A 21794-nucleotide genomic window follows, 5' to 3' on the forward strand; every position below is an offset into this window, starting at 1 on the left:
CAATCACCCGTCGCCACCAAAAATGGGCGTTACTGCAGAGGAGAGCAACACCTACACCGATTTTGCACTTATCAATCTCGGGGGCGTAAAACCCGATGGCTCAGATGCTGTCAATGAACTCTCCTACCTGATCCTTGATGTGATAGAAGAGATGCGCATACTTCAACCAAGTTCGATGGTGCAAATCAGCAAGAAAAACCCAGACGAGTTTATCCACAGGGCATTACAAATATCAAAGACCGGTTTTGGCCAACCATCCATTTTCAACACCGATGCCATCGTCAAAGAACTGCTTAATCAGGGCAAAGACATTGTCGATGCACGCAACGGTGGTGCCAGCGGGTGCGTTGAAACCGGTGCATTTGGTACAGAAAGTTACATCCTGACAGGCTACTTTAACCTCAATAAAATTCTGGAATTAACGCTTCACAATGGCACAGACCCACGTACAGGCAAAAAAACCGGCATTGACACAGGCAATCCGACTCAGTTTGACAGCATGGACCAATTGATGGAAGCTTACAAAAAACAATTGGAGTTCTTCGCTAATGTGAAGATTGAAGGCAACCTAATCATTGAAAAAGCTTATGCCGATGAGCTTCCAGTGCCCTTTCTGTCACTTATTATTGAGGACTGTATTGCCAATGGAACAGATTACAATGCCGGCGGAGCACGCTACAACACCTCCTATGTGCAGGGTGTGGGACTAGGTAGCATTACCGACAACCTGGCCAGTATCAATCATAATGTTTTCAGCGGAAAAAGCATAGGAATGGAGGAATTGATTAGTGCCATTGATAACGATTTTGAAGGTTTTGAGGAACTGCGCTACCGCTTCATCTATGAAACACCCAAGTACGGCAATGATGATGATCAGGCCGATCAGTTTACCGCACAGGTTTTCGAAATTTTCCACGATGCCATCAACGGCCGACCGACCCATCGGGGTGGTGTGTTTCGCATCAACATGTTGCCCACCACGAGTCACGTTTACTTTGGCAGTGTAATTGGCGCAATGCCAGATGGTCGCAAAGCAGGAGAACCACTATCAGAAGGTATCAGTCCGGTGCAGGGAGCCGACAAAAAAGGGCCCACTGCGGTACTGAAATCGGCAGCCAAAATTGACCATCTTAAAACCGGCGGGACCCTGCTCAATCAAAAGTTTGCACCTTCATTTTTTAAAGATGAAACCGCCATTGCCAAATTGGGCTACCTCATCCGAAGTTATTTCCGGATGGACGGACACCATATACAATTCAACGTGGTCAGTGCCGACACCCTCCACGAGGCGCAAAAACATCCTGAAAAGTACACAGATCTAATTGTGAGGGTGGCAGGCTACAGTGACTATTTCAATGACCTGGGTGAAGCACTGCAAAATGAAATTATTCGCAGAACCGCCCATGAAGAGGCTTAGCCGCATCAAGACAAATTCAAGTAAAACAATAAAAAAACCACAGATCATGTTTCCAAAATCAACCTATATCAACAGACGCAATCAACTCAGAAAACAATTTAAAACAGGGCTGCTTTTATTCCCCGGAAACGAAGAAAGTGCCATGAACTATGCCGACAATACGTATCATTTCAGGCAAGACAGCTCATTTCTGTACTACTTCGGGCTCGACTTTCCCGGTTTAACAGGCATTATTGACATTGACAACGACAAAGACTGGATTTTCGGTGACGACCTTACCATTGACCACATCGTGTGGATGGGATCACAACCAACAATTGCAGAAAGAAGCCAAAAGACAGGGATAGAGCACACTGGAAGTCAAAAAGACCTATTGAACCTGCTTGCTGAGGCCAAAAAACAAAAACAACCCATTCATTTCCTGCCAACCTACCGCCCGGAGCATCAAATAAATCTGCACAACTGGCTCGGCATTCCGGTAAATCAAACCAATGATTTTGCATCAAAAGAAATGATTGTAGCCGTATCGGACCAGCGCAATATTAAAACTGAGGAAGAAATTGCTGAAATTGAAAAAGCCGTAGACATCACCACAGAAATGCACCAGGCCGCTATGCGATTTGCCCGCCCCGGCATGAAAGAAGCTCAGGTAGCAGCTAAAGTGCACGAGGTAGCATTGGCACATGGAGGAAATATCTCCTTTCCCATCATTGCAACTATAAATGGCCAAACGCTGCACAACCATTATCACGGCAATACCATAAAAGAAGGCGACCTCTTTCTGCTTGATGCCGGAGCAGAAACACCTTTGCACTATGCCGGGGATATGTCGAGCACTTTTCCTGTTTCTCAGAAATTCACTGACAAACAAAAGGAAATTTACCAAATCACCCTTGATGCGCACAATGCAGCCATCGAAGCCTGCAAACCAGGCACAGCTTACAAAGAAGTACATTTTACAGCTGCCCGCAACATTTTCGATGGACTAAAAGCACTTGGGTTTGTAAAAGGCAACACAGCGGAAGCTGTGCAGGCCGGAGCGCATGCGCTTTTCTTCCCCTGTGGCACAGGTCACCTGATGGGGCTAGATGTGCACGATATGGAAAACTTTGGGGAAGAAATTGTTGGATATGGCGGAGAGCCCAAAAGCACACTTTTTGGTTTAAAATCGCTGCGCCTTGCAAGGCCCCTGCAACCCGGATTTGTGTTCACCATTGAACCCGGCATTTACTTTATACCCGAACTTATAGAATTGTGGAAATCTGAAAAACGATTTACCGGGTTCATTAACTACGATAAAGTAGAGACCTATAAAGATTTTGGTGGTATACGAAACGAAGAAGATATTTTGATTACCACCGAAGGCAACCGCATTTTAGGTAAGCCACTGGCTAAAAGCATAGAAGATGTGGAAGCTGAACGGGCTAAAGCATGGGAATAAATTTATGATTCATAATTTGCACATCAACCAATACAACTAAATAAACTATTGCTATTTTGCAGACCAAAAGAAAACTCATTGATTATGAAAAATTTCATCCGATTACTCACCATCAGTTTTTTGCTATTCAGCATTCAAAGCCATGCATGTACCATCATTGCCGTGGGAAAGAAAGCATCTAAAGACGGCTCCAACATCATTTCGCACTCCGATGCCGGACCTGATTCACGCATCTTCGTAGTGCCCGCCATGACCTTTGAACCCGGAGCTAAAACCGCCGTTTATTGGGGCATTCAGGATGCCACATTACCGTTGGATAACGATGGTGAAATACTTGGCTACATACCACAGGTTCGCCAAACCTACAAATACTTCCATTCGGCATACTCGCAGGTAAATGAGTACCAACTGGGAATTGCCGAGAGCACTACAGCACAGCGTGACGCACTGATTTGCACTCGTGAAAACGGTGAGCAGATCATGACCATTGAACAGGCACAGATTTTTGCATTGCAACGCCACAAAACAGCGCGCGAAGCTGTAAAATTCATTGGTGAATTGATGACCAAATACGGATTCCTGCCCAGCAGCGGACCGGGTTCAGAAACATTGGTAATTGCCGATAAAGATGAAATCTGGGTACTGGAAATTTTCGGCGTAGGTGCAGGTTGGACACGCGACAGTGGGAAACCCGGAGCTATTTGGGCCGCAAAACGCCTCCCTGAAGATCAGGCCACCATGGTACCTAACTGGTCCATCATCAAACAAATCGATGAAGACGATACAGATAATTTCATGGTTTCAGACAATTACAAACAAGAAGCCATTGATCGCGGGTGGTACAACCCGGAATCGGGCAAACCATTCATCTGGCAGGAAGCTTATGCTCCCCTACCCGCAGAATATGCCACAGGACGCTTTTGGTTGTTTCACCAAACCTTTGCACCGAACCTCAAAAACTGGCCCGACCGGTTTGTAAAAGACAACTATTTCAAGGGTATGCAACCCTATTTCCAGACCGTAGAACCGGTTTCTTATTACCCGTTTTCCATACAGCCCGAGAAGAAAATGTCGGTACAGGATGTAATTGCCTTCCAACGTTCAACCTTTGAAGGTACCATTTACGACATGACGCTTTACCCGCAATGGATGGTTCCGGATGGCGAAGGCGGCATGGTTCAGAGTCCTATGGCCACGCCGTTTCCCGATAGTGAGATGCGCAAAGCAATGGAAATCACCTACCGTCGCCCTGTGGCCCGGCATCGCGGTCATTACGGCATGGTACTGCAAATACGCGATTGGCTGCCTGATGAAATTGGCGGTGTGTATTGGGTTTATCTTGACAATCCCTATTTCTGTCCCTACATCCCGATTTACACCGGCAACCTGTCTGTGGACGAGACCTACAAAACCTATAACCCTGAGGCATACAGCGAGAAATCGGCGCGTTGGGCGTACGATTTCGTGGGCAATCTTTGCAGATTAAGATTCCAACCCATGTCAAAAGACGTGATAGCGAAACGAGATCCGTTTGAGCAAAACATTTTCGACAAACAGGCTGAAATTGAGAAAGAGGCTATGAAACTGCATAAGAAAAAACCGGAAAAAGCCCAGGAGTTCTTAACCAAATACTCCAATGGCCTCATGCAAGAAGCGACACAAATGTACATTGAGTTGCGTAACCAATTGATTACAGATTACACGAATAATCATGAATAGTTGCCCGGACCCGGCGTGTCTCTGAGGCACGCCGGGTCTTTCCTGCAAAAACCAAAAATCAAGAACGCAACATGGCGAGAACTAAAAATTTTTAAATTTAGTAATGTAGAATGACGTATACCTTTTTCCGTTTTTAGGCTGAAATTCATGAGCTAAATATTTAAATTATTTCACGCCACGATCGCCACGAAAAATACGCGTCCAACGTTGCGGTCGTTGCGCCTTCGCGGTGAAGTGAGTGTTTTTCCTGCACAAACCCAAAATTGGAAACATCATGTTTAGTAAAACTGACCTCCCTGGCTTGTACTTTATTACAAACTCCTTATATTTGAAAAAACTTAAAAAAATGAAAACAAATTTATTACTTACCCTTGCACTTGCAATGGCATTTTTTGTTGCCTGTAATGATTCTGATGAAATTATTACACATGGATTACCCTCGGAATTTCCTTTAGAAGTTGGCAATGCATGGCAATATGAACATCTGACTTATCACCGCGATGGTTCTTTAGATACGTCCTTTTTTGACACATTGCAAATTACTGGTATTCACCAGGATTATTACATATATGACTGGAATTATCTTACATCTTCTTATCTGGTGAAAAATGAAAATGGAATACTAAAAAAATTTGGTTACATAAATTATGATACGGTTTATTATCCTGACCCCGAAGTCCTTTTTATTTTTAATGAAACAGGAACACTGAATGTTGAAGAATACTACGGTACTCAAAGTTTCATTGACTCTCTCACAATTTCCACATTGGAGGTTAATTTCGATGGTGAGCAATATAACTCGTATATCGAAACTAAATATCTAAACACGTCTTATGAATTTATACCAGACCGCGTTGAAACCATGTATAATAAGGCCGGTTTTTATGGTGAGGCTCAATATTATTCAAATGGCAATTTAATGTCAGAAGTTCATTTGATAAAACGTCTGGATTAAAGAAAGGGCTGCCAAAAACACCTGGCAGCCCTATTCATTTTTAAGCAGATAATTTTACAATATTTCTTTCAATGCTTTCTCAGTATTCTCCTGAATCCGTTGATCGATATTTTTAATGTCAGCCTTTTCAAAGCTTCGACCGGTGATTTTTTCATACAATTCAATGTAGCGGTCAGAAATCTGCTTGATACGTTCAAAGTCCATTTGCGGTACCTTTTGACCCTCCTGCCCCTGAAAACCATTTTCTATAAGCCACTCTCTAACGAACTCTTTTGAAAGCTGGCGCTGCTTTTCGCCTTTATCGAATCGCTCCTGGTATCCATCGGCGTAGAAATAACGACTACTATCGGGTGTGTGAATTTCGTCAATCAGGTAGATTTTACCATCTTTTTTACCAAATTCGTATTTGGTATCGACCAAAATAAGTCCTTTATCGGCAGCCATCTGTGTACCGCGTTCAAAAAGCTTTAACGTGTATTCCTCGAGCAGTTCATAATCGTCTTTGGAAACCAAACCTTGTTTAAGAATCTCTTCTTTGGAAATATCTTCGTCATGCCCAACATCTTCTTTGGTAGTTGGTGTGATAATGGGTTGCTCAAACTTTTGGTGCTCCTTCATACCTTCGGGTAGTGTATTGCCACACAATTCACGTTTCCCGGATTTATATTCACGCCATGCGTGTCCGGTGAGGTATCCGCGCACAACCATTTCTACCTTGAATGGTTCACAATAATGACCGATGGTTACATTGGGATCCGGTGTAGAAACTTTCCAGTTAGGAACAATATCTTTTGTAGCATCCAAAAATTCCGCAGCAATTTGGTTTAAAACCTGCCCTTTGTACGGTATACCCTGTGGCAAAACCACATCGAAGGCCGAAATTCGATCACTTACAACCATTGCCAGATACTCATCGCCAATATTGTACACATCGCGCACTTTACCGTGATAAACATCTTTTTGCTGAGGAAAATTAAAGTTACTTTTCGTTAAAGCTTCCATAATGTTTTATTTAAATTCCAATTAATAAATCCTATAATCAAATGATAATTTTCAAAGCCCTGATCACTAAATTGCAAAATCAAAAATTCAAAAATACGACTACTCCCATTTTTAATGTGATAAGTAACTTTAAGATTTCGTTAAATTCTACTGAAGCTTTGGCTGAGTCATTTTATTAAATTAAATGTAATCAATAAATATCTTTATAAGGCCCATGAACTTATTGGGCAATAGGCTATCATTATTGCTTATTTGATTTTTCTGTATTGGAATTTTCCGGCTTTTTAACTGCATCTTTTTTTGCATCCATTGCTCTTTTATCTCTGTCTGACTGGTACGCCAAAACAATTTGTTTAACCAACCGGTGCCTTACGATATCTGTTTCGTCGAGGTAAACAGTGCTAACTCCGTCTATGTTCTTTAATAATTTAATTCCATGCAGCAAACCACTCTCCATGCGGCCGGGTAAATCAATTTGGGTCACATCACCCGTAATAAGCATTTTTGAATGTTCTCCCATACGCGTGAGGAACATTTTCAACTGATTAATGGTTGTGTTTTGCGCCTCATCCAGTATCACGAAAGCATTATCTAAAGTGCGGCCACGCATAAAAGCTAAAGGTGCGATATGTACGGTTCCATCTTCAAGATAAGACTCCAGCTTACGACTGGGAAGCATATCATTCAATGCATCGTAAAGTGGTTGCAGATACGGATCGATTTTCTCTTTAAGGTCGCCGGGCAAAAAACCAAGATTTTCTCCGGCTTCCACAGCAGGACGGCTTAAAATAATGCGTTTTACCTCCTTATTTTTCAGCGCGCGCACAGCCATAGCAATTGCGGTATAGGTTTTACCTGAACCGGCCGGACCAATGGCAAAGACCAAATCATTTGAATGAACGCTTTGAACCAATTTGCGCTGATTTTTGGTTCTGGCATTAATAGGCTTACCGTTACGTCCAAAAACCAGTACGTCACTTTTTTTCAGGTCCTCTTTATTGGCAGGCTTGTATTCATTCACAATACGTGAAATATCGTCTGCTGTAAGTTTACCATATTGGTGAAAATGCTCTACAAATTCATTTAATTTTTCTTCAAAATAGAGAATCTCATCCTCCTCCCCCATTACTTTCATCACATCACCTCGTGCTACGATCCGGAGTTTTGGGAACAGTTCCCTCATCACATCCAACTTCGCATCATTGACCCCGTAAAGGTCAATCAATTCTAATTCTGTAATTTTAATTGATTTTTCTATCATATACGTTCGTCCGTAATTATTACTAATTTTGAAGCGTTAAACATTTGATTCAATTAGTGACAAAAATAATTAAATTTTAGCGGCAAGCAGCAATATTTTAGGTTCACTATTTCAGAAAAACAATGCAAAGTATAACCTTCATTACCGACTGGCATAAAAACGATTACTACCTGGGTTCACTCAAAGGAAGTATTATAAACCATTGTGAGCCTGTACCTCGCTTTGTAGATATCACGCACCAAATAGAACACTATCATTACCAGGAAGCCGCTTTTATTTTGCGCAACAGTTACCATCATTTTCCCAAAGGCACAATTCACATCAATACGGTCAATAATCGCAATGAACACCCTGTACCTTACATTGCTGCAAGCTTCGACGATCACTTTTTCATTTCGCCAGATTCAGGAGTGATTAATTTACTGGTAAGAGACAAAACCCATAAAGTGGTAATGATGGAACCTGGCGATCATTATGTTCCTACTTTCCCGGAACTTAGTTACATCAGCAAGGGTATTTGTCACATACACCGCACCGGAAGTATCAAAGGACTTGGAACCCCATATACACTCAAAGAGACACGCTATTTACGACCACAAATTGAGTCCAATCAAATCATCGGTGTCATTAGCCACATTGATGGTTTTGGCAATATTATTACAAATATTACACGAAAAATATTCGAAGAGGCCGGAAGAAACAGAAAATTCTCTATCTTGCTCAAAGGAAAGCCACATGGCATTGAAAAAATTAGTGACGGTTACAATGAAACAGTAAATGAACTGATCGCAGTATTTAACAGTGGTGATTTGCTGGAGATAGCGCATATGAACTATCCTGCAAATAAATCGTTAGGGTTGCGTACAGGCGATCGAATTAAAATCACATTCAAATGATTACACGTATTACCAAATTTCAGCTACAGAAAGCCCATCGCAGGGATTTCTCAGAGTTCATGAAGCAATTCAGAGATGAACTAATCTCTGTAGATGGTTGCCAACACTTTGATGTGCTGCAGGACAAAACCGATGATCTAAGCTTCCAGATGTATATGATTTGGGATGAAGATGAAAAACTGGAAGATTTTCGTGTTTCAGACCTCAACAAACTCCTCACTGATAAAATTGAGTTGTTCACCGGGGATAATCCCACCAGCTGGACCGTTGAAACGGTATTTGATCCCGAGGAACTAATAAATCAAAAATCGCTGTTTGACTAATGCAACAAGAAGGAAACCTACAAACACTCGACACTTTTAAGAAACTTCTCGACATTATGAATGACCTGCGTGCTCAATGCCCGTGGGACAAAAAACAAACCCTCGAAAGTTTACGCAACTTAACCATTGAAGAGACCTATGAATTGGCTGATGCAATTTTAGAGCGCGACGGAGATGAAATAAAAAAGGAATTGGGTGATATTTTACTCCACATAGTATTCTATTCTAAAATTGGAGCAGAAAATGACTGGTTCACCATCAATGATGTAATGGAATCATTGAACCAGAAACTCATTTACCGGCATCCGCACATTTATGGCGATACCAAAGCCCAATCGGCCACTGAGGTAGAAGAGAACTGGGAGGCTCTAAAGCTAAAGGAAAAAGGACGCAAAAAGCGCGTGCTTGAGGGTGTCCCCAAATCACTTCCGGCCCTTGTAAAAGCTAACCGCATACAGCAAAAAGTACGCGGAGTGGGCTTCGACTGGACAGAGCGTGAGCAGGTTTGGGGTAAAGTTGACGAAGAATTGAGAGAAGTTAAGGATGAAATTGCACAAAAAAACTCACATGAGGATATTGAAGCTGAGTTTGGGGACCTGTTTTTCAGCCTGATAAATGCCGCACGGCTCTATGACATTGATCCGGAAACAGCACTGGAACGCACCAATAAAAAGTTCATGCAGCGTTTCAATTACCTCGAGTCACAGACCCTTCAAAAAGGAAAAGATTTACATAAAATGTCGTTGGAAGAGATGGATGTAATTTGGGAAGAGGCCAAGCAATTCGATAAGAAAAACCACTAGAACCACAACATTTAAATTCAAAAACTAAAAAAGCAGAAACATCGTCATAAGTGCTTCTGCTTTTCAATTCACGGTGCAAGAGAGTTATTGCATTTTAGCAAATTTTTTCTGTACAGTTTTCCGATACAGGAACCAATACAAAGCTGAAAGCAATAGCAAGAAAAACCCATACATCGGTGCAAGTAATGAAACCTGGAATCCGCCTGCAATCATTGCGGGTGAAATATCTCCGCCTTGTTGAATGGCATGCATTGCTTCATAAAATCCAACCATCTGAGCAAAAATACCAGTCAGGAAAGCAAAGCTTCCGAAAAACAAAATCCATGAGCTTTGCCGGAGCAAAAACTTCTCTGTTGCCTTTGGTGAAAAGTAGTTGATGATTGACTTTACAAAAAAGATGATTACAATAATCCACATAATGTAAATCAGGGACATAAAAAATGGTCCACCTTCGATCCAATGTTTAAACATAATAAATAGTTTTAATGGGTTTACAGGATCAATTTTACATCATTGCCAATGCAACTGAAAACTTTTTATGTCAAGGTACGATTTTACGCTTTCAGAAACAATTATTCCATTCTAAAACACAAAACATCCATTCAGAACTGATTACTTGTCGTTTGCATAAAATATCTCATTTTAACCAATCAAGCTTCACAAAAAACCTATCTTTGATTATATGAAGATAGATACCTTTCACAAAACATTTACAGGAAAACGCAGATGGCTCTGGCATATTCTGTATTGGATACTGGCAGCGCTCATTCTGCTTTTTGTGTTCATTAACCCAAAATTCGATCTTCAAATACGTCTTGTATTGGTGGCATCGATGATAGTTGTAAGCTATTTTCTCACCTGGCTTATTAATTACATTCTGATTCCCCGGTTTCTGTTCAAAAACAAAATCTGGACTTTTATTTATCTAGTATTTGGAGGATTCATATTTACCATGTGGATCAATTTTTTCGCATCTTTTGGCATACTGATCTATAGTGCTTATACGCTTCCGGAACTTTTGATTCCTAACGGACAGGATATTCTGATACTACTTGCTGGCAATTACATTATTGTTTTTACAGCCGTGGTAATTCACTTTATACGTGAATCGTATCGTCGAATGAACGAAAAAAACGAGATTGAAAAACAACGATTGCTCGCAGAATCAAAGCTTAAAGATGCCCAAATGAAGTTACTACAGGGACAAATTCATCCGCATTTTTTGTTCAACATGCTCAATAATCTTTATGGACTCATAAAAAAAGACACCAAAGAGGCACGCACTTCAATTCTGAAACTATCTGACTTGTTGGATTACATGCTTTACAAGGGAGAACACGAGTCTGTAGATTTAAGTAGTGAAATAACCTTCATAGAAAACTATATTGCCCTGGAGAAACTCAGGCATGATAAATCTTTCACTGTGCAATTTAATTACCCAAAAAATATCGAAGGTTATAAAATACCGCCATTGCTTTTATTTCCACTGGTAGAAAACGCATTCAAGCACAGTAGCTCCGGCGTTAAGTTGGCTCTTGATCTGGAAGGCGATCAACTGATGCTTAGAACCCAAAACAATTATCACCAAACCAAAACAGACAAATACCTGAATTCAGAAAGTAATGGAATTGGATTGAAAAACACCAGCGAACGACTTGCCGTTCTTTTTCCCGAAAAACACAACTTACAAATCCAGGACAACGGTGAAACTTTTATTGTAGACCTAAAAATCACTTTAACCAATGAATAACCGACCTAAATATCAATGTCTGATAATTGACGATGAACCCATAGCCATTGACATAATCGAAGAGCATTTGGAGGCCTTCGATCAGTTTGAGATATGCGGGAAGTTCACTAAAGCCACTGAAGCTATAGAATTATTAAACACGAAAGAAATAGATGTTTTGTTTTTGGATATCAATATGCCGGGAATTTCCGGAATTAATTTTCTCAAATCGCTACACCACGCGCCTGCAGTTATATTCACAACGGCTTACCGCGAATTTGCTATAGATGCTTTTGACCTCGATGCCATTGACTACTTGCTCAAACCCATTGCTTTTGACCGTTTCATGAAAGCCATTAATAAATTTCTGAGTCTCCAAACCAGCACAACAAAAACTACTGACCATAAAACAGATGAGCAAACACATGTCATTATAAAATCGAATAAAAAGAACTACAAACTGGCATATGATGAAATTTTATTTATCGAAAGCCTTGACAACTACGTAAAAGTCCAAACACAAGACCATTCTTATGTTTGCTACGAAAAACTCAGCGATTTTGAAACCGCTTTACCGGAAACAATCTTTCTGCGAATACACCGGAGCTACATCATAAACATTAAAAAAGTAAAGGCCTTCACAACAGCTTATGTAGAAATTGGGGAGCACCATTTGAATATTGGCAGAAATTTCCGTGAAAAGGCAATAGATATATTGAAGGAGAACCCATAAACTGAGATGTACTGTATTTTTTACAGCCTGGCAGTAGTAATATAACACTCTGATAGTAAAACAACATGCCGGTTTACATTAGCAAACCGGCATGCATTTGTTATTGTTTTCTGGTCGACCTATCTGGTTTCATAGGGTTCGTGTCCTTTTACAGGTTCGTATTCCTTAAGCTCCTCCAAAATAACCTCAATAGCTTTTTCCAATTGGGCATCTTTGCCTTTGGCCAGCTCGGCAGGGTTTTCAGGAACTTTCACATCCGGGTCTACACCATGGCCTTCTTTAAACCATGTGCCATCAGGGTTGTACATGCGGAAAGTTGGAACTGTAACCACGCCGCCATCAATAAGGCCAGGAGCGCCGGAAATGCCAATCAGCCCGCCCCATGTGCGTGTACCGACAAGTTTACCCAAACCGGCTTTGCGGAAATAATCTGGAAATGCATCGCCACCGGAGCCACTCCAACCGTTAATAAGCATTACCTTGGGACCAAAATTAGCTACACGTGGCCACTGCCAGTCTTTCTTGCCACGAACAGCCCAATAGGCCAATGGTTCGCGGTCGAGCAATTCAATAAACCGGTCTGGTATTTGTCCACCGCTATTGAAGCGCTCATCAATCACGAGTGCATCTTTATGGTATTGCGCTGCAAACTGGCGTACCAACTCATTTTGTCCATCAATTCCGGTAGAGCGTACGTAGATATAACCTGCGCGACCGTTGGTTTCGTCATCTACCTGCTTTCGATTCTGCTCTATCCATGCAAGATGGCGAAGACGAGATTCCGATTTTAGTGTTTTCACAATTACCTTACGAGCCCCATCTGTGGTGGGCTTATCATTCACTGTTAGCTCAACGGTTTCTCCTGCCATATCTTCAAAAGCGGCATAAGGCTGTTTACTTGCATCAAGCAGTACGGCATTCACCGCGAGCACATAATCACCTTCACTAACATCAACACCGGGCTCATCCAGGGGCGATCTCACCTCAGCATCCCATGGTGCACCACGCAATATGCGTTTAATTTTATACTGACCATTATCCACAGCCCAATCTACGCCCAGGTAGCCTATTCGCTTGTATTTACTTTGCTCCCTGTCTCCTCCACCCACATAGGCATGCGAGGCATTCATTTCTCCAATCAGTTCACCTAAAACATAATTCACATCAGAACGGGTTACAGCCTGATCTATAAGCTTGGCATATTGCTCACCAATGGCCTTCCAGTCCACACCGTGCATATTGGCATCGTAGAAAAAATCACGCTCAAGCCTCCAGGCATCCCAGAACATCTGACGCCACTCCTCCTTTGGATTTACAGTCATAATCATATTACTCAGGTCGGCCGGCTCATCAAATTTTTGCTTTGGAGCAATATCAATCACCCCTATTTTATTGCGGGCCATAACCATCATTTTTTTCTGATCAGCAGTTATTTCAAAGCCCTGAACACCTTTAATTATGGTTTTCACTTCCCGCTCTTTCAAATCATAAAACTGTACAGCACTGCGTTTTTCATTTGATCCGGCATTGGGATAACGCATAAACACTACCTTACCTTTGACTGCAGATAAATCGCTGTATCGACCAGCATCGACAGGCAGCAGAATCATTCTCCGTTCAAAACCTTCAAAATCAATCTTCACTGATTCATTCTTATCTTTTTCATTATCTTTCTTTTTCTTCTTTTCATCTTCTTTTTCATCATCCTCCCCTTCAATTTTCACCTCATCATTCTCAGATTTTAAAGGCGACTCGATTTTTGAAGTTAAGGGAATTGCTGCAACCATGGTTGAATTGGGATAAACAAATGTGCCGTCAAATTCGCTGTATATCGGGCTCATTTCCCGATTTGTCAGACAATAAAGATATTTTCCTTCCGGATCGAATGTCGGGTCGTAATTTGTATAAAAATCGCTTGTTACCTGATGTTTTTCATCAGTTTCAACATTATAAATAAATACAACACTGTTAATTTGATTCACTGACCGCGACCAGGTTAGCCACTTACTATCTGAAGACCAATCGAAACTGAAATTTAACAGACCGTGGTGATTTCTCCCATTTCCAGTATCGATTTTCCGGTTATCTTGTTTCTCGATATCGTAAATAAAAAGTTCCATTAGATGATTCACATAGGCCATTTTTTTACTATCGGGAGACCAATAAACAGGATACCGATAACCTTTTTTGAAGTCAGTAAGCGTGTTTGTTTCACCACTTTGAAAATCATGCAGGTAAAGCTGATATTCGCCTGATTTATCACTCCACCAGGCAATTTTTTGGCCATTTGGCGCCCACACCGGGTAGCGCTCTGCCGCACCGCTTGTTTGTGTGAGGTTGTGAGTTACTCCTTTTTCAGCCGGGATACTAAATATTTCGCCCCTGGCTTCTGCTACAATGCGATTTCCCTCAGGAGAAACATGAGCCCATTCAATCTGTTTCTTTGGGTTCTTTTGTTTAGGTAAAAGTGTAGTTTGGTCGGTCACCACATTTATATCCACCTCCGCATATTCCTGGGTATTCAGATTCATCAGGTACAATTTTCCGCCAGCCTCAAAAACAATATCAGATGGTCCGGCAGAAGGAAAATGCACATCAAAATCTTTGAAATGGGTCAATTGCTGATGTTTTTTGTTAGAAGTATTGTACATCCATATATTAAACCGCTTAGCTTCGCCTCTATCAGACAGATAGTAAATATTTTCACCTACCCACATTGGAAATTCTTCATTGGCATCGGTGTTTGAAATATTCCACGATTTTTTTGCCTCACGATCAAAAATATGAATATCGGGGGCCATACCACCGCGATAGCGCTTCCAGGTACGATAAATTCTGCTATTGAAGTTGAAAGCAATCTTTTTACCATCGGGCGAAAAACATGCAAGGTCGCCATAGCTCACGGCTACTTTCACGGGTAATCCGCCATCCAGAGAAACTGTATAAAGCTGGCGGTACCGTTGACGACCACTTTTACGGGCAGAAGAAAAGAGTAATTTATTTTCTTTGGGGTGCCAGTCGAGCAGCAAGTCGCTTCCGCCATGCGATGTTACGCGCTCAGGCACACCCCCGCCGGTAGGAATTACATACACATCGCGGTTTCCACCATAATTACCCGTAAAAGCTATTTGCTGACCGTCGGGAGAAAACCGGGCCATATTCTCGGTACCAGCAGGCGAACTTAGTCGATTGGCTGTGCCACCATCTTTATCGACTACCCACAAATCGCCGCCGTAGGTAAATACAATTTTATTTTCAGAAACATCCGGAAAACGAAACATTCGGGCATTGATTTGTGCTGATACCGTTTGCAGGAATAATCCTGACAGTATCACACAAAATAAAATGGATCTTTTAAGCATGATAGGTTAATTTTAATTTGCAGTATAAATAACAGACGCTCAATATGCATCAATGTTACAATTTAAGTCTTTTTTTTTCAATTGAACAAACTTCCATTATTCAAATCAGGCCTGTGATGTTTGTATTTCCCACACTACTCAAAAAAAAAGGAGACCGGTCCTCAGCACCGGCCTCCTTGCAATAGAATGTTATCTATCTAAAAATTAACAGTGTAATTTATTTGCCCATTGGTGATTGCATCATTTGTTTCACCTTTTGAGTCAGGTTAGGATCATTTTGTACCTGTTTTGAAATACTTTGGTAACGCTTAAAAGTTAAATCTGACGACTGGATATGTTGTTGGATTTTACTTTGAGCATTGCTTCTGATTTTGGCTACCTTTTTATTGGCAGCATTGTATTTTTGCATTTCTTCTTCACCAGCCTGGGCATCTTGCTTTGCATCAGCCTCAGCACGTTGAATAGCTACAAAACGTTTCACATCAAGCTCCTCAGCTTCTATGGCTTTTACCATATCCTTTTGAGCTTGCTGATCAATAATCTGCAGCTGTTGCACAATGGTTACAAAAGTTTTCAGTTCATCGTCGTTTGGTTTTTTAGCGTCTACTGCATTCTGTGCTGTTACACCTATAGAAACCAGTGCCAATACCAATAAAATTGTTAATTTCTTTAAAATCGTCATAAATACCTCTCTGTTTTAGTTCTTATTGTTTAAATAAGGCTTTGAAGCGTTATCATATTTTCCCAACCCTAACAAGCCTATAAAATCGCCCTTGTTATTGAAGTAAAACCAATCGCAGGAATTGTATTCTACATACTTTTTCAACATCTTCCTATGCATAAAACTACCTGTAGTTAAACTCAATACACAAAAGTAAAATTTATTTTCAGGTTCGAAAAAACAATTAAATTTATAGAACACCAAACGACATCCAAATTCTTTTAATATTGTTGCACCCACTTTACAAATTGAGATAAAACTCCGATGCAGTATTTAAAAATTCTTAGTTTTGTGTTTTCAAAACAACCTAAGTAAATCAAGAACAACTGAAGCAGGTGACAAAAAGCAATTCAGCGAATGATAGTTTTTAAATCGGTTATTCTTATCTGTAAATAATTACATCCCGCTAATTATAAAGCGTGCTTAAAACAACATAACATTGACAAAAAAATTGACCATGCGCAGCATTCTATTAATCATCAATATATTTTTCATCTTTGCATCGTGCGGGAGACAAACACAAGAAGCAACGAACACCTCTATTACTAATGATTATGCCAAGCACTTTTCACTAGAACAAAAGGACGGATACACACTTCTGGAAATTAAAAATCCATGGATAGACGCCCAAAATATAAACTACCGCTACGCCATTATAGAAAGTAGTCAGGCCGAAATCCCTGATGGACTAAGGGTTATTCGTGCCGAACCCGGACGTGTGGCAGCAATATCAACTACACATATTGCCTTTTTGGAAAAATTGAACCGGCTTGGCAATCTTGTGGCAGTATCAGACAAACAATTTATTTACAGCCGCCGTTTTCATCATATCGACAGCACACAGGGCATAAAAGAGGTAGGTTTCGACACCAACCTAAATATCGAAAAACTACTGCAGCTGAAAGTAAAACTGGTTTTTCTTTATGGTATATCAAATGAGATTGAACCCATTCGAAAACGTTTGATTCGGGCAGGAATAGTGCCGGTAATGATTGGTGAATATATGGAACAGCATCCACTGGGTAAAGCAGAATGGATAAAGGTTTTTGGAGCTATATTCAACCAAAATAATGAAGCACAAAACTTTTTCGATTCCATTTCTAATGCCTACCTTCAGCTGGCAAATATGACTGATACGCTAAAAAGCAACCCCACTGTTTTTACAGGCATGCCCTGGAATGACACCTGGCATACACCGGGAGGCAACACCTATACTGCAAAACTAATTGAAGATGCCGGTGCGTCATATGTTTTTAAAAACGATACCAACTCGGTCAACTTCCAGTACGACACTGAAATTGTGTATGAACGTGCCGGCGAAGCTGATTATTGGATTAACCCGGGAACAGCAAATTCTTTAAAAGATATTGTTTCACAAGATACGCGACTTGAATTATTCAAAGCATACCAAAACGGGAAAGTATTCAATAATAATCGTCGGGCCTTACCATCAGGTGGCTCAGACTATATGGAATCAGGCGTGGTGAATCCGCATTTGATACTGGGCGACCTTATCCGTATTTTTCATCCGAACAAGGTCAGTAAAAAATCGTTTCATTACTATCAACAATTAAAATAATCATGAACCAGGCCCAAAAAATCATACTGATATCGGTAATTACTGTTGCCCTATTCATAGCAGACCTATTGTTAGGGTCGATACTAATACCTTTACGTGATTTTTGGGAATTGATAAATGATAAAAGCTCCAACGATTTTTTACACACCATTTTATTCAATTTTCGTTTCCCACGTGCATTGACTGCCGTGGCAGCAGGTATGGCACTGTCGGTTAGCGGATTAATTATGCAAACCGTATTTCGAAATCCGCTGGCAGGACCATTTGTGCTAGGCATTAGTAGTGGAGCAAGTTTAGGCGTAGCTTTGATTATTATCGGCTTTCAGACATTTGGTTGGTTTAGCCGGCTTGCTGTTTTATCAAACTGGACCGTGGTTACAGCAGCACTCCTGGGCAGCGGGTTGCTGTTATTGCTTCTTTTATTGGTTTCCACACGCGTAAAAGACATCATGACCATCCTGATTCTGGGCATACTATTTAGCAGTTCAGTTTCGGCACTGGTAAGTATAATGCAGTATTTTTCACCCGAAGGCGCCCTTAAATCATATGTAATTTGGACAATGGGGAATCTTGGAAATGTTACTGGAGGACAATTACAGATATTATGGCTTGCTACCGGTGCCGGTGTACTCATTGCCCTGCTCAATGGAAAAGGGTTGAATATTATGCTTCTGGGAGAACACTACGCCCAAACCACAGGCGTTAATATTTTTGTATTCCGGTTGTTTATTTTCCTTGCCACAAGTTTACTGGCTGGAGCTGTAACAGCATTTTGCGGGCCAATTGGATTCATTGGAATAGCTGTACCACATGTTGTAAGGCTCGTTTTTAAATCGACCAATCACTTCATACTTATTCCGGGCACTTTACTGGCCGGAGCCGCCATAATGCTCATGAGCGATATTGTGGCCCATTTACCTGGCTCCGACCGCATTTTACCCATCAACAGCATAACGGCACTTTTAGGGATACCGATTGTAGTTTGGATCATATTCCGTAACCGACATCTAAGTCAGGTATTTTAATGGTAGGAAACGAAACACATATCAAACTCAAGAAATTGTCTGTTGGCTACAGTGCGGGTAGAAACAAACGCACCATCATTCCATGTATCAATCTTGAGGCACCACGCGGCAGCCTAATTGCATTGGTAGGTGCCAATGGAACCGGAAAAAGCACCTTATTAAAGACACTCGCCGGGTTGCAACCACCATTGCAGGGCGATATTGAAATTCAGGGGCGGCAACTGCAGGATTACGGAAGGCCCGAGCTGGCCCGCAAACTCAGCTTTGTAGGCACCCACTACGACATGCATTCCATGATGCGTGTCCACCAGGTTGTAAGTTACGGGCGATACCCCTACACCAACATTGTGGGTAAGTTACATGAAACTGACCGGGAACAAATTCGCAAAGCCATGCACGATACCGGTATTTTTCACTTGCGTGATGCATTTGTCGGTGAAATATCTGATGGTGAAAAGCAGCGCGTGCTTATTGCAAGAAGCCTTGCACAAGATACCGACATTATTCTGCTGGACGAACCAACAGCTTTTCTTGATGTGCGCAACAAATTTGAGGTATTACACTTACTTGGCAAACTTGCGCATGAGCGACAAAAAATTATTCTTTTTTCCTCACACGACCTGCAAATTGTGTTGGGCACGGCCGATCTGTTATGGTTTATCGATCAAAAAAAAATCATACAGGGACTACCCGAAGAGCTCGTGCTCAAAAATACCATCAACGAATTGTTCCGACACAGCGAGGTCTTCTTCGATCCGGAAGAAAATGAATTCAGAATACAACGGCAACATAAATTCACAGTTAACCTCAAAGGTACAGGAGCCCTTTTTAAATGGACACAACGGGCGCTTGACAGGCTGCACATTAAAACAGGCTCCCGGGAAGGGCTCCCGGAAATAACCATAGAAGAGCAAAATGGGGAGATCACCTGGATCGTATCATACGAAGACAAGACGCAACGGTTTCAGGCGCTGGAAGATCTTATCAGATATTTGTACAAGCTTGGATTAAAGTAACGCCTGCAACCTTTAGCAGGACTTGATTGCACCTAACATTAAAAAAGTTTAATCCTGAAACCCGGTCCGGATTTAAAACAACAACGGCACAATTTGTGTCAATAATAATATCAGGTTTCAACAGATAATATTAATTTTGTTGGGATGCATTGAAAATACATCCTTTAAAAACGAAAATCAATTTCACTATGAAAATAAAAACCGCCATATTATTAACCCTGGCTTTGACATTGTTGGCTTTAGCACCGTTAAAAGCGCAGCTTTTTGATGATGAAATATACAAATTTGCCCGTTCATTTAATATCATTGATAAATACTATGTTGACTCAGTAGACAGGAGTGACCTGGCAGAGACAGCAATTATAAAAATGCTGGAAGATCTTGATCCGCATTCAATATACATCTCAAAAGAAGATCTAAAAAAAATGAACGAGCCGCTGGAAGGCAGCTTCGATGGAATTGGAATACAGTTTAACATATTACGCGACACACTTTTAGTAGTGGCTACCATTACCGGTGGACCATCGGAAAAGGTTGGGCTCATGGCCGGCGACCAGATCATAAAAGTTGACGGGGAAAACATAGCCGGCGTAGGTCTTTCTAATTCAGATGTATTTGATTTGTTAAGAGGGAAACGAGGAACAAAAGTAGAAGTAATAATTAAACGCAGGGGAGTTAAAAAACCGCTCGATTTCACCATTACGCGAGGCAAAATACCAATAAACTCTCTTGATGCAGCCTATAAAATTAACGAGAAAACGGTATACATAAAACTTAACCGCTTCTCTGCCACCACAATGAATGAATACCATGAGCATCTTGAACAACTGGGTATGCAAAGCATCGAAAACATTGTACTTGACTTAACCAACAATGGCGGGGGTTACTTAAAAACAGCCATTGACCTGGCAGATGAATTCTTAAAAGACGACGACCTCATTGTGTACACCGAAGGATTAAAAGCCGAAAGGGAAGACTATAGCGCCACCAGCGGAGGCGAATTTAAAGAAGGTAAAGTCGTAATCATGATTGATGAAGGCTCAGCCTCTGCCAGTGAGATTGTAAGTGGAGCAGTACAGGATTGGGATCGCGGTATAATTGTGGGGCGGCGCTCTTTTGGAAAAGGCCTTGTGCAAAAACCTTTTGGACTGCCTGACGGATCAGCAATGCGACTCACTGTAGCACGTTACCACACGCCAACCGGCCGGGTTATTCAAAAACCCTACGACAATGGCGTAAAAGACTATCATCGTGATATTTTAAAACGTTATGAAGGTGGTGAATTCATGCACAAAGACAGCATTGACTTCCCTGACTCCCTGCAATACAAAACATTAAGAAAACAACGCACTGTATTTGGAGGAGGAGGCATTATGCCCGACATATTTGTACCAATAGATACAACCCATTACAGCGACTATTATCGTGACCTTATGCGAAAGGGCATTTTCAACCAATATGTGCTTACAGAAATAAACCGGGATCGTAAAAAATTACTAAAAAAATATCCTGATTTCGCTTCATTCAAGGCCAATTACAAAATGACAGAAGACCTTTTTGAAGGGCTAATTGCATATGGCAAAGAAAATAATACTGAACCCACAAAAGAGGAGATGGAACGTTCAGAACCAGCCATTAGGCGACAGCTCAAAGCTTTAGTCGCCCGAACGCTTTACGGATACCATGAATACTTTGAACTCATTAACCCACTGGACCCCATTTATAAAAAAGCGGTGGATATTATCTCTAACAATAAAAAATACAACGAGATACTCCAGAAGAAGAATAATTAAAGTGCAAGAAGGAAGAAAA

The 21794-nt window shown here is 41.2% G+C and carries 18 protein-coding genes; 13 read left to right on the forward strand and 5 right to left on the reverse strand.

Annotation, left to right across the window (positions count from 1 at the left end):
* The 4 genes from VJ937_RS12040 to VJ937_RS12055 all read left to right on the forward strand — a co-directional run.
* Nucleotides 1–1417 (forward strand): pyruvate formate lyase family protein (locus VJ937_RS12040; protein WP_324067431.1); only part of this gene is annotated, 1417 nt, incomplete at its 5' end.
* 46 nt (nt 1418–1463) lie between these two features.
* Nucleotides 1464–2858, forward strand: a complete 1395-nt coding sequence (locus VJ937_RS12045; protein ID WP_324067433.1) for an aminopeptidase P family protein — start codon at nt 1464–1466, stop codon at nt 2856–2858.
* Nucleotides 2859–2942: 84 nt separating this feature from the next.
* Entirely contained in the window at nt 2943–4577 is a 1635-nt protein-coding gene (locus tag VJ937_RS12050; RefSeq protein WP_324067435.1) for a dipeptidase, read from the forward strand.
* A gap of 346 nt (nt 4578–4923) precedes the next feature.
* Nucleotides 4924–5532, forward strand: a complete 609-nt coding sequence (locus VJ937_RS12055; RefSeq protein ID WP_324067437.1) for a hypothetical protein — start codon at nt 4924–4926, stop codon at nt 5530–5532.
* A 54-nt stretch (nt 5533–5586) separates the two neighbouring features.
* On the opposite strand, the gene VJ937_RS12060 is transcribed toward VJ937_RS12055, so the two are convergent.
* Together VJ937_RS12060 and VJ937_RS12065 are read right to left on the reverse strand one after the other, a co-directional pair.
* A complete protein-coding gene (locus VJ937_RS12060) occupies nt 5587–6534 on the reverse strand; it encodes a phosphoribosylaminoimidazolesuccinocarboxamide synthase (RefSeq protein WP_324067439.1) in 948 nt (315 codons plus the stop codon).
* 241 nt (nt 6535–6775) lie between these two features.
* Nucleotides 6776–7795, reverse strand: coding sequence for a PhoH family protein (locus VJ937_RS12065; protein WP_324067441.1), 1020 nt, complete (start codon nt 7793–7795; stop codon nt 6776–6778).
* Nucleotides 7796–7917: 122 nt separating this feature from the next.
* On the opposite strand from VJ937_RS12065, the gene VJ937_RS12070 reads away from it, so the two are divergent.
* The 3 genes from VJ937_RS12070 to mazG are packed head-to-tail and all read left to right on the forward strand — an operon-like array spanning nt 7918 to nt 9817.
* Nucleotides 7918–8691, forward strand: coding sequence for an SAM hydrolase/SAM-dependent halogenase family protein (locus VJ937_RS12070; RefSeq protein ID WP_324067443.1), 774 nt, complete (start codon nt 7918–7920; stop codon nt 8689–8691).
* Entirely contained in the window at nt 8688–9014 is a 327-nt protein-coding gene (locus tag VJ937_RS12075) for a putative quinol monooxygenase (protein WP_324067445.1), read from the forward strand. Before VJ937_RS12070 ends, VJ937_RS12075 begins: the two co-directional genes overlap by 4 nt.
* Nucleotides 9014–9817 (forward strand): nucleoside triphosphate pyrophosphohydrolase, encoded by an 804-nt coding sequence (gene mazG, locus VJ937_RS12080; RefSeq protein ID WP_324067448.1) that lies wholly within the window; start codon nt 9014–9016, stop codon nt 9815–9817. The genes VJ937_RS12075 and mazG overlap by 1 nt, the downstream gene beginning before the upstream one ends.
* A gap of 84 nt (nt 9818–9901) precedes the next feature.
* Here the strand turns inward: mazG and VJ937_RS12085 are convergent, their stop codons facing one another.
* On the reverse strand, nt 9902–10288 hold the full coding sequence (locus tag VJ937_RS12085; protein ID WP_324067450.1) for a MotA/TolQ/ExbB proton channel family protein: 387 nt from the start codon (nt 10286–10288) through the stop codon (nt 9902–9904).
* 211 nt (nt 10289–10499) lie between these two features.
* Here VJ937_RS12085 and VJ937_RS12090 point away from each other — a divergent pair, with 211 nt between their 5' ends.
* Together VJ937_RS12090 and VJ937_RS12095 are read left to right on the forward strand one after the other, a co-directional pair.
* Complete coding sequence (locus VJ937_RS12090) at nt 10500–11567, forward strand: sensor histidine kinase (protein WP_324067452.1); 1068 nt, start codon at nt 10500–10502, stop codon at nt 11565–11567.
* Entirely contained in the window at nt 11560–12279 is a 720-nt protein-coding gene (locus VJ937_RS12095) for a LytTR family DNA-binding domain-containing protein (protein WP_324067454.1), read from the forward strand. Before VJ937_RS12090 ends, VJ937_RS12095 begins: the two co-directional genes overlap by 8 nt.
* 119 nt (nt 12280–12398) lie before the next feature.
* On the opposite strand, the gene VJ937_RS12100 is transcribed toward VJ937_RS12095, so the two are convergent.
* Together VJ937_RS12100 and VJ937_RS12105 are read right to left on the reverse strand one after the other, a co-directional pair.
* Entirely contained in the window at nt 12399–15641 is a 3243-nt protein-coding gene (locus tag VJ937_RS12100; protein WP_324067456.1) for a S41 family peptidase, read from the reverse strand.
* A 217-nt stretch (nt 15642–15858) separates the two neighbouring features.
* Complete coding sequence (locus tag VJ937_RS12105; RefSeq protein ID WP_324067458.1) at nt 15859–16323, reverse strand: DUF4168 domain-containing protein; 465 nt, start codon at nt 16321–16323, stop codon at nt 15859–15861.
* A 496-nt stretch (nt 16324–16819) separates the two neighbouring features.
* Between VJ937_RS12105 and VJ937_RS12110 the strand changes: the two genes are divergently transcribed.
* The 4 genes from VJ937_RS12110 (at nt 16820) to VJ937_RS12125 (ending at nt 21775) form a co-directional block, all read left to right on the forward strand.
* Entirely contained in the window at nt 16820–17941 is a 1122-nt protein-coding gene (locus tag VJ937_RS12110; protein ID WP_324067460.1) for an ABC transporter substrate-binding protein, read from the forward strand.
* Between the two features lie 2 nt (nt 17942–17943).
* Entirely contained in the window at nt 17944–18966 is a 1023-nt protein-coding gene (locus VJ937_RS12115) for an iron ABC transporter permease (RefSeq protein ID WP_324067462.1), read from the forward strand.
* Entirely contained in the window at nt 18966–19982 is a 1017-nt protein-coding gene (locus VJ937_RS12120) for an ABC transporter ATP-binding protein (RefSeq protein WP_324067464.1), read from the forward strand. The genes VJ937_RS12115 and VJ937_RS12120 overlap by 1 nt, the downstream gene beginning before the upstream one ends.
* A gap of 188 nt (nt 19983–20170) precedes the next feature.
* Entirely contained in the window at nt 20171–21775 is a 1605-nt protein-coding gene (locus VJ937_RS12125; protein WP_324067466.1) for a S41 family peptidase, read from the forward strand.
* Nucleotides 21776–21794 lie beyond the last annotated feature (19 nt).

Origin of the sequence: Salinivirga sp., assembly GCF_035268865.1 — a bacterium.
Taxonomy (GTDB): Bacteria; Bacteroidota; Bacteroidia; order Bacteroidales; family Salinivirgaceae; genus Salinivirga.